Annotated in this window: 8 protein-coding genes and 1 pseudogene; 5 read left to right on the top strand and 4 right to left on the bottom strand. The window is 67.7% G+C overall.

Annotation, left to right across the window (positions count from 1 at the left end):
• Nucleotides 1-294: 294 nt before the first annotated feature.
• The 4 genes from PYV00_RS23200 (at nt 295) to PYV00_RS23185 (ending at nt 5364) form a co-directional block, all read left to right on the top strand.
• Nucleotides 295-810, top strand: a complete 516-nt coding sequence (locus PYV00_RS23200; RefSeq protein WP_275230714.1) for a GNAT family N-acetyltransferase — start codon at nt 295-297, stop codon at nt 808-810.
• A 22-nt stretch (nt 811-832) separates the two neighbouring features.
• Nucleotides 833-1585 (top strand): polysaccharide deacetylase family protein, encoded by a 753-nt coding sequence (locus PYV00_RS23195; protein WP_275230713.1) that lies wholly within the window; start codon nt 833-835, stop codon nt 1583-1585.
• A 141-nt stretch (nt 1586-1726) separates the two neighbouring features.
• Nucleotides 1727-4012, top strand: coding sequence for a tetratricopeptide repeat protein (locus PYV00_RS23190; protein WP_275230712.1), 2286 nt, complete (start codon nt 1727-1729; stop codon nt 4010-4012).
• 2 nt (nt 4013-4014) lie between these two features.
• Nucleotides 4015-5364 carry a glycosyltransferase gene (locus PYV00_RS23185; RefSeq protein ID WP_275230711.1) on the top strand — a complete coding sequence of 450 codons (1350 nt, stop codon included), beginning with the start codon at nt 4015-4017 and terminating at the stop codon, nt 5362-5364.
• 20 nt (nt 5365-5384) lie between these two features.
• Here the strand turns inward: PYV00_RS23185 and PYV00_RS23180 are convergent, their stop codons facing one another.
• The 3 genes from PYV00_RS23180 to PYV00_RS23170 form a co-directional block, all read right to left on the bottom strand.
• Nucleotides 5385-6137 (bottom strand): ParA family protein, encoded by a 753-nt coding sequence (locus PYV00_RS23180; protein ID WP_275230715.1) that lies wholly within the window; start codon nt 6135-6137, stop codon nt 5385-5387.
• A gap of 78 nt (nt 6138-6215) precedes the next feature.
• Entirely contained in the window at nt 6216-6560 is a 345-nt protein-coding gene (rpoZ, locus tag PYV00_RS23175) for a DNA-directed RNA polymerase subunit omega (RefSeq protein ID WP_275230710.1), read from the bottom strand.
• Nucleotides 6561-6653: 93 nt separating this feature from the next.
• The gene (locus PYV00_RS23170; protein WP_275230709.1) at nt 6654-7859 is read right to left on the bottom strand and encodes a CaiB/BaiF CoA transferase family protein; all 1206 of its coding nucleotides are present in this window, start codon (nt 7857-7859) and stop codon (nt 6654-6656) included.
• Between the two features lie 216 nt (nt 7860-8075).
• Here PYV00_RS23170 and PYV00_RS23165 point away from each other — a divergent pair, with 216 nt between their 5' ends.
• Nucleotides 8076-8399: an antibiotic biosynthesis monooxygenase family protein gene (locus PYV00_RS23165; protein ID WP_275230708.1), complete on the top strand. Its 324-nt coding sequence runs from the start codon at nt 8076-8078 to the stop codon at nt 8397-8399.
• A 153-nt stretch (nt 8400-8552) separates the two neighbouring features.
• Here the strand turns inward: PYV00_RS23165 and PYV00_RS24455 are convergent.
• A pseudogene (locus PYV00_RS24455) lies at nt 8553-8953 on the bottom strand (hypothetical protein); the annotation flags it as partial.

Genomic DNA, 8953 nt, shown 5'->3' with positions numbered 1-8953 from the left:
ATCAGCGCATCGCGCGACCATTCCAACGGTACGGGATATACGGCTTCTGCCATCGCGGCTCTCCTTTTGCCTTCTGATATCGGGAGAATCCGCAGCTTGCGCTAGAGGCGAATTTGCCTTGCGGCGTGCGAAAAATTCGTCGCGAAATGCATGAGGAGGGCGGATGGGGCAAACCCGCCCTACGCGAAAATACCGACGATCCGTGACGGACCGATCCCTTGCTTGCGCTCGATCAAGGCGCGCCATATCCTTGCATGCGAGGTGCAGACGCGCCTTCTCGCAACGGAGATTCCCATGACCGCCCGCGATCCCATGCCGCTTGCGACGCGTTCCGGCATCGATATCGAAGTGCGCCGCACGACCGAGGCGGACGAGGCCGAACTGGCATCGTTCTTTGACCGCGTGACCGATCAGGATCGCCGTTTCCGCTTCTTCGTCGCGGCCGAGCACGTGGGGCATGACCAACTCGATCCGCTGGTCCATGCCGATCATTTCCGTTCCGAAAGCTGGCTGGCGTTCAACAAGGCCAGCGGCCAGATCGTCGCCTCGGCGCTGCTCGCCTGCGACGGTCCGCTCGACACTGCCGAGATCGCGGTTTCGGTCTGCGGCAATCATCGCGGCAAGGGCATCGGCTGGGCGCTGCTGGACCTGCTGGCCCGTGAGGCCGAAGCGCGCGGCGTGCGCCGCGTCATCTCGATCGAAAGCCGCGACAATCATGCCGCGATCGATCTGGAGCGGGAGAAGGGTTTCACTCCCGAAGCCTTCGATGGCGACCCGACACTGGTGGTCCTGTCCAAGACCTTCCGCTGACAGCGGCGGGCAGACACCCGCCATGCGCCGCCTGCTCGCCTCGATCCATGACGTTTCGCCGCGCACCGAAGCGCAAGTCGATCGGCTGGCCGACCAGCTTGCCGGCCACCTGGGCGGACCGCGCTTTGCCATGCTGGTGGTGCCCGATCACTGGGGCGGCCATCCGATCGCCGCGGCCCCGGCCTTTCGCGCGCGCCTGCGCGGCTGGGCGGACCAGGGCATCGAGATGTTCGTCCACGGCTGGTACCATCGCGACACGGGCAGCCATACCGGCGCGGCCGGGCTGAAGGCCCGCGCCATGACCGCCGGCGAAGGCGAATTCCTTGGCCTCTCGCGCGAGGAAGCGGGGCGGCGGATGCGTGAGGGCAAGGCGCTGATCGAGGATGCGACCGGCCGGCCGGCGGCGGGCTTCATCGCCCCCGCCTGGCTCTATGGCCCCGGCGCCATGGCGGCGCTGGCGGACTGCGGCTTCGCGCTGGCCGAGGATCATTTCCGCGTCTGGCGGCCGGGCGCGGAAGGCCGGCCGCTGGCGCGCGGCCCGGTGATCACCTGGGCCAGCCGCAGCGGGCCGAGGACGGCCTCCTCGCTCGCCTTCGCGGCATTGGCGCGCCATACGCTCCACGCCTTGCCCTGCGTGCGCATCGCGGTGCACCCTGGCGACGTCACCAAGCCTGCCATCCTGGCCAGCATCGATGCCACGCTGGCCGCCTTCGCGCGCCGCCGGCCGGCGGGCCATTATGCGGACCTGCTGCCGGAGCCAGCGGCAAGCGCCTAGGCGCCTATCGACATTCAGCCCTAAGGGTCGACACCTAGGCGGCGCTTTATCAATCATACTTAATGCCCGGTTAAATCGGCTGAAACGGCGCGGATCGGCCGGGCCTGTCCCGGTGCCTCGCCCGGTGGACGAAGGGGCGCGATGGGCCAGCTTGATATCCTGTTCGTAAAGGCCCGTGCGGCGGAAAAGCGCAGCGAGGCCGAGCTGGCGCGCGGCATCTATCAGGACGTGCTCACCCGTTTTCCCGCCAATGCCCGCGCGCGCAAGGGGCTGGCGGCGCTGGCGGCGGCGCGCGAGCCGGGGCCGGCGGACATGGCGGACCTGCTCGCCAGCTATCGCGGCGGCGACCATGCCGGCGCGGTGCGCGCGGGCGAGGTGCTGGCGGCGCGCTGGCCGCGATCGCACACCGTACCCAATCTCATCGGCGCGGCCTGGCTGGCACTGGGCGACCATCCCGCCGCCGAACAGGCTTTTCGCCGCGCCATCGCCCATAATGACGCACATCCCGCCGGCCACAGCAACCTTGGCATCGCGCTGCGCCGGCAAGGGCGGCTGACCGAGGCGGAAAGCGCGTTTCGCGAGGGCATGGCGCGCGATCCCGGCCATGCCGACGCGCGGCTCAATTGCGCCAGCCTGCTGCAGCAGCAGGGCCGCGACGACGAATCCGCCGCGCTGTACCAGGAAGCCTTGCGGATCAGGCCCGATGCGATCGACGGGCTGTTCAACCTGGGCACGCTGCACACGCGGGCCAACCGCCACGAGGCGGCGCGCCAGTGTTTCGCGGCGGTCACGCGGCTGCAGCCCGGCCATGGCGAGGCCTTCACCAACCTCGGCGGGGCGCTGCTCACGCTGGGCCAGGCGGCCGAGGCGATCACCGCGTTCGAAGCCGCCGCCCGGCTCAACCCGCGTGAGGTGCTGCCGCTGGTCAACTGGGCCAAGGCGCTGGTCCTGGCCGATGCCCTGCCCGAAGCGATTGCCGCGTTCGGCGAGGCGCTGGCGCGCGATCCCTTCGATGCCGGCACGCGGCTGCACAAGCTGCACCAGCAGGCGCAGATCTGCGATTTCACCGCATACGAAGAGTTTGCCGAACTCCCGCTTGAAGCGGCTTGCGGCGGCTTCGGCGCGAATGTCGCGACGATCGCCTCGCCCTTTGCCGCGCTTGCCTTTCTCGATGATCCTGCCCGCCAGCTTCGCGCCGCGCGCGCTTATGCTTCGGCGACGTACCCGGCGCCCGTCCCTCGCCCCGTGCCTCGCGCGCGGGACGAGGGCGGGCGCATCCGGGTGGGCTATGTCACCGCCGATTTCCACGACCACGCGACCTTGCGGCTGATGGCCGGCCTGCTGCGCGAGCATGACCGCGCCGCGTTCGAGATCCGCGTCTACAGCTACGGCCCCGATCGGGACAGCGCGCTGCGCCGCGAGGCGCTGGGCCATCTCGATGCCTTCACCGATCTGGCCGCCATGGGCGATGCCGAGGCGGCGGCGCTGATCCGGGCCGACGCGCTCGATATCGCCGTGGACTTGAAAGGCCACACGCGCGGCTCGCGCGCGGGCCTGTTCGCGCTGGGGCTGGCGCCGGTGCAGATCGCCTACCTCGGCTATCCGGGCACCATGGGCCATCCGGCGTTCGATTATCTGGTGGCCGACCCTGTCGTCGTGCCCGAGGATATGGCGCGCTTTTATGACGAGAAGCTGATCCGGCTGCCGGCCAGCTATCAGCCGAACGATGACCGGCGCGCGATCGCCCCGTGTCCCGCCGGCCGCGCGGCGCACGGGCTGCCGGGGCAAGCCTTCGTGTTCTGCTGCTTCAACCACACCTACAAGATCGGCCCGCGCGAGTGGGAGATCTGGATGCGCCTGCTGCGCGAATGCGAGGGTAGCGTGCTCTGGCTGCTGCGCTCGCACGCGGCGGCCGAAGCCAACCTGCGGCGCGAAGCCGCCGCGCGCGGCGTCGATCCCGCGCGCATCGTCTTTGCCCCCAAGCTGCCGCAGGCCGAGCATCTGGGCCGCATGGCGCTGGCCGACCTGTTCCTCGATACCTTCGCGGTCAACGCGCATACCACCGCCAGCGACGCGCTCTGGACGGGGCTGCCGCTGCTGACGTTGCCGGGGCGTTCGTTCGTCGCGCGCGTGGGGGCGAGCCTGCTGCGCGCGATCGGCCTGCCCGAACTCATCGCCGCCGACGAAAGCGCCTATTTCGCCATGGCGCGCGATCTGGCGCACGATGCCGGCGCGCTCGCCGCCTTGCGCCGCAAGCTTGCCGAAAACCGCCACACCGCGCCGCTTTATGACAGCGCCGGCTATGCCCATGCCTTCGAGGCCGGCCTGCGCGAAGCCGATCGCCGCCGCCGCGCCGGGCTGGCGCCCGATGACATCACGCTTTCGCCACCCCCCCGCACCCCTCTTCCCGCCAGCGAGGCTGCCTGACCATGATCCCCAAGACCTTCCATTTCATCTGGGTGGGCGACGAAAGCCGCCGGCCGGACAACTGCATCAAGACCTGGATCGACGCGCACCCGGACTGGGAAATCCGCCTTTGGGGCAACGAGGAACTCGATGGCGTCGAATGGCACAACGCGCGCCACATCGCCGAGATGCGCCAGCGCGAATGGAACGGCGTGGCCGACATGATGCGCTGGGAAATCCTGCACGCGCTGGGCGGCGTGGTGTTCGATGCCGATTCGATCTGCCTGCGCCCGCTTGACGATCATCTGCTCGATTGCGCGGCCTTCACCTGCTGGGAGAACGAGATCGTCCGGCCCGGCCTGCTGGCGGCGGGCTATTTCGGCTGCGAGGCGGGCAATCCCTTCGTTGCGCGGATCATCGAGGATATCGCCGCGCGTCCCTCGGTGGTGGACGAACTGGCGTGGAAGACGGTGGGCCCGCTGCGGCTGACCGAAAGTTATCGCCAGGCGCGGTATTCGCCGCTGCGGATCTATCCCAGCCACTATTTCATCCCGCGCCACTTCAGCGGCATGACTTATGAAGGCAGCGACCCGGTCTATGCCGAACAGCTTTGGGGCAGCACCCGCAAGGCCTATGACGCGATCCACAAGATCGCGGTCGGCGGCGAGACAGCGGCCGGGCCCGCTGCCCAACCCGCGCCGGAAGCCGTGCCCGAAGTCGCGCCCGCCAGCGCGGCTCCCGCAACGCGATCGCCGCTCGAAAAAGTGCACGCGCCCTATTTCCTGCAAAAGCTGGAAGTCGGCTCGGAAATCGCCCACCTCGGCCGGCTCGACGTGCTGGCCGGGCTCTGCGCCGGCAAGCGCGTGCTGCATGTGGGCTGCGCCGACTGGCCGATCACCGATCCCCGCACCTCGCTGCATGTCAGGCTCGACGCGCATTGCGCCCGGCTCGACGGGCTCGACATCCACGCGGAAGCGCTGGAACAGCTTGCGCCGCACGTGAAGGGCAGCCTGTTCACCTCGTTCGACGAGGTGACCGATCCCTATGACGTGGTGCTGGTGCCCGAAGTGCTGGAACATGTGCCCGACGTGGAAGGCTTCCTCGCCCAGCTCGAGGCGGTGGACGCCTCATGCTACCTGATCTCGGTGCCCGACGCCTTCCAGTGCCGCCAGCGCCATTTCGACTATATCGCCGAGGACGGCACGTTCCTGGAAGCGGTGCACCCCGATCACAACGTCTGGTACACGCCCTACACTTTCGCCAACACCATCCGCAAATACAGCGGCCTGCACCTTGACCGGATGTGGTTCTTCAATCGCATCTCATTGCTGGCGTTGCTGTCGAAACGCCCGGAGGAAGCCCTGGCGGCATAAATCAGCCCTCTTGGGACCGCTCAGCCGCGCTGCGCCAGCTTGTGCTCGATCGCGCGCCACAGCATGATGAAGCGCTGCGCCGCCAGGCTTTGCGGTGCGATCGCGCCGACCGGGCGCTGCTGCACCGCGCATTGCTCGACCGCGCTGGCATAGGGGATCACCGGCCATGCCGGGTTTTCCTCGCGCGCCTGGCGGTGGAGCGTGCGGCGCATGTCCAGCATCGAGAGCACGGGCAGGATCGGCGGATGGCGCTTGGCGTTGTCGGTCACTTCGCGCACCACCAGTTCGAACGCGCGGGCCGAAAGCGGCGATGGCGGCAGCGGCACGATGATCAGGTCGGCCGCGCGAATCACTTGCGCGCTCAACTCGTTCATCACCGGCGGGCAATCGAGGATCACGCGTTCGTACCACGTGGCGAGGCTTTCGATCAGCTTGGCCAGCCGCCGGCGCTTGCCGATCGCGGTAAGCTGCGCATCAAGCGCGCGGATGCTCTCATCGGCGGGCAGCACGTCGAGCGTGTCCCAAGCGGTCTTGCGGATCAGCTTTTCGGGCGAGCGGTCCTGCGAGAAGATCTCGCCCGCCTGTCGCCCCTTGTGTGGCTCCAGCCCATAGAGGAAACCCGATCCGCCGGCCGCGTCAAGATCCCACAGCAAGGTGGGGTGGCCGGACAGCTCGGCCGAGCACCAGGCGAGATTGGCAGCGATCGTGGTCTTTCCCACTCCGCCCTTGACGCTGTAGACCGCGATCGTCGCGCTTTGCGCGACGGCGGCCACGGGATGGATATCCCGTGCCTGCCCGGCGATCCGGGGAAGCGCTGGCGGCCGCCTGGTCAAATCATCCGAGCCGACGGATCACCCGTCGTAATCGGAACCGATCGAGCTGTTGCGCGTCGGCGCCGAAGCGGTGATGCGCAACGCTTCGGCCGACTGGCTGAGCGAGCCGATCTCGTCCATCTCGTCATCATCCTCGGGCAGCACGCGCTGCAGCGAAGTGACCAGCGTTTCCTTCAGCTCGTGCGGGCGCACGGTCTGCTCCGCGATCTCGCGCAGCGCGACCACGGGGTTCTTGTCGCGATCGCGATCGACGGTCAGCTCGGCACCGCCGGAGATCTCGCGCGCGCGCTGCGCGGCCAGCAGGACAAGATCGAAACGGTTGGGAATCTTGTCGACGCAATCTTCGACGGTAACGCGCGCCATGGGCACTCCGATAAAATAACGTGTTCGGGAAACCTGCCAGATAGAGCGCGATGCCCGGAAAGTCAAGGAAAGCGGGCCGGTGCCGGCGGGCCATCAGCCCGCCACGCCGCGCGCGCGCAGATCGGCCAGCACGGCCGCGTCATACCCCAGTTCGCCCAGCAGTTCGGCGGTATGCGCCCCCAGCGCGGGCGAGGGCCGGGGCCTGCCGTGAATCGGCGCGCCGTCGAAAGCGGTGGGGCCCGCGACGATGCGGATCGCGCTATCCCCCACGGCCATGTCCTGCATCATCGCATTGGCGGCGACTTGCGGATCGTTCGCCACGTCCTCGATCGAGCTGATCAGTTCCCAGGGAATGTCGATCGCTTCGAGCAGGGGCCGCCATTCGGCGAAATCGCGCCGCGCGAAGGCCTGCGCGATCAGGGCGATCAACGGATCGGGATCGGCATTGCGCGCCGCCTCGTCGGCAAAACGCGGATCATCGACGATGTGCTCCAGCCCCAGCACCCCGCACAGCGCCGCCCAGCGCGGCGCGGGATTGAGGATCATCAGTTGCACCAGCTTCCCGTCGCGCGTCGCGTAAGCGTAAGTGAGCGGGCGGCGGATCGGGTGGGCCGGATGGGTTTCGTAATGGGGAAGCTGCGTCATCGTCAGGTCGGCGGAAAGCACCCAGCAGGCGGTGGCCAGCAGCGAGTTCTCCACTACCGAGGGTTCGCCCGTCATCGCCCGGCGGAACAAGGCGCCCGCAATGCCATAGGCGATCGCGAGCGATCCGGTGTGATCGCCATAGGCCGGGCGCGGGCTGGTTGGCTGCTGGCCGGGCCGCGTAAAGGCATGGCAGGCGCCGCCCCGTGCCCAGAACGCGGAAGCATCGAAACCCGGCCGGTTCGCCTCCGCGCCGCGAAAGCCCACGCCGTTGCCGCGCGCGTAGATGATCTTCGGGTTGCGCGCGCGCAAGGCATCGACATCGAGCCCCAGCGCCGCGATCGCCCTGGGCCGCAGGCTGGTGAGGAAGACATCGGCGGTCTCGACCAGCCGGAGCAGCGCCTCGCGGCCTTCCCCGGCCTTGAGATCGAGCGCGATGCTCTTCTTGTTGCGGTTGTTCTGCTCCATGGCGATGTTGATATCGCCCAGGTTGCGATCGGTGCCGACGCGCAACGTGCGATAGGGATCGCCCCCGATCGCCTCGATCTTGATCACTTCGGCGCCCTGGTCCGCCAGCATCACGCCCGCGCCCGGCACATAGACATATTGCGCCAGCTCGATCACGCGCACGCCCGCGAAAACGCCCGTCCCGCTCATTTCCGGCCTTCTCCCCACGTTCCATCCGCATGAACCGCGCGCCAGTGATCCGCGCCATCACGTCTTTCGGCTAGCATGATTCCACCGCGCGGGCGCAAAAGTCACGCGAAATGTAGCAAGCGCTTGGCACTAAATGTCCGCGCTTCGCGCTCGCGCCCGGGCCAAGGCAGTGTTACCAGTGCCGGCGAACCAAACCGAATGCGTGGGAGCCCAGACATGTTCATCGCAATGAACCGCTTCATGGTGAAGCCGGGCGAGGAAGAAGCGTTCGAAGCGGTCTGGAAAAACCGCGATACGCACTTGCGCGAAGTGCCCGGATTCGTCGGCTTCCACTTGCTGCGCGGCCCGGGCGCGGAAGACCATACGCTCTATGCCTCGCACACCGTATGGGAAACGCGCGAAGCTTTCGAGGGCTGGACCCGGTCCGAAGCCTTCCGCAAGGCGCACGCCGGCGCGGGCGCCAACACGCCGCTCTACATCGGCCATCCGCGCCTGGAACTGTTCGAAACCGTACAGGAAGTGCTGCCCGAGGAAGCCTGACCGATGGCCCGGCTCATCCTTTCACCGGGCGAGACATTCGGCACGATCGGAGCGCGGACGCTGACCGAGGTGATCCGCACGGCGGGAAGCGAGACGTCGAGCTGGCCGCCGATGCGCGCGTGACGCTCGATCCCTCGTTCAATCGCGGCGGTGCTACCATCCGCCATCATGTGACCAGCGGCATCGCCGCCGATACCATCGTGCCGGGCAGCGGCGACAATCCTTGGCGCTGGCGTGGAAATGCTGAAAGGCGCCTCGCTGGAGCTTACCCTTGGGGCGAAGGATTTTGCCTCGCGGGCAGCGCGCGATATTGTGCTGGGCATCGAACTTGAATCGTCGTGTCGGGATGACCTTGCCTGGCGGCGGTTCGGCCTTGGCGGGAACGATGCCTTCGATCTTCCGATTCTCCAGCGCCCGGAACACCTTGGCGTAGGCATAGCCCGCATCCATCGTCGCAATGGCTATCGATCTGCCGGTCGTCGTGGCGATCGGACACCCTGAAATACCTCTGGCTGTAAGGCTGGGTTTGTGATTCCATCGCGATGGAGCGATGG

The sequence above is a fragment of the Novosphingobium album (ex Liu et al. 2023) genome, from assembly GCF_029076845.1.
In the GTDB taxonomy this organism is placed as follows: domain Bacteria; phylum Pseudomonadota; class Alphaproteobacteria; order Sphingomonadales; family Sphingomonadaceae; genus Novosphingobium.
Note: the sequence above shows the minus strand (reverse complement) of the source record. Positions and strands in the feature narration are given on the sequence as shown.

What these genes read in the sequence shown, in the direction of transcription:
- PYV00_RS23200 (WP_275230714.1), top strand. Translation starts at nt 295, where the DNA reads ATGACCGCCCGCGATCCCATGCCGCTTGCGACGCGTTCCGGCATCGAT.
- PYV00_RS23195 (WP_275230713.1), top strand. Translation starts at nt 833, where the DNA reads ATGCGCCGCCTGCTCGCCTCGATCCATGACGTTTCGCCGCGCACCGAA.
- PYV00_RS23190 (WP_275230712.1), top strand. Translation starts at nt 1,727, where the DNA reads ATGGGCCAGCTTGATATCCTGTTCGTAAAGGCCCGTGCGGCGGAAAAG.
- PYV00_RS23185 (WP_275230711.1), top strand. Translation starts at nt 4,015, where the DNA reads ATGATCCCCAAGACCTTCCATTTCATCTGGGTGGGCGACGAAAGCCGC.
- rpoZ (WP_275230710.1), bottom strand. Translation starts at nt 6,560, where the DNA reads ATGGCGCGCGTTACCGTCGAAGATTGCGTCGACAAGATTCCCAACCGT.
- PYV00_RS23170 (WP_275230709.1), bottom strand. Translation starts at nt 7,859, where the DNA reads ATGAGCGGGACGGGCGTTTTCGCGGGCGTGCGCGTGATCGAGCTGGCG.
- PYV00_RS23165 (WP_275230708.1), top strand. Translation starts at nt 8,076, where the DNA reads ATGTTCATCGCAATGAACCGCTTCATGGTGAAGCCGGGCGAGGAAGAA.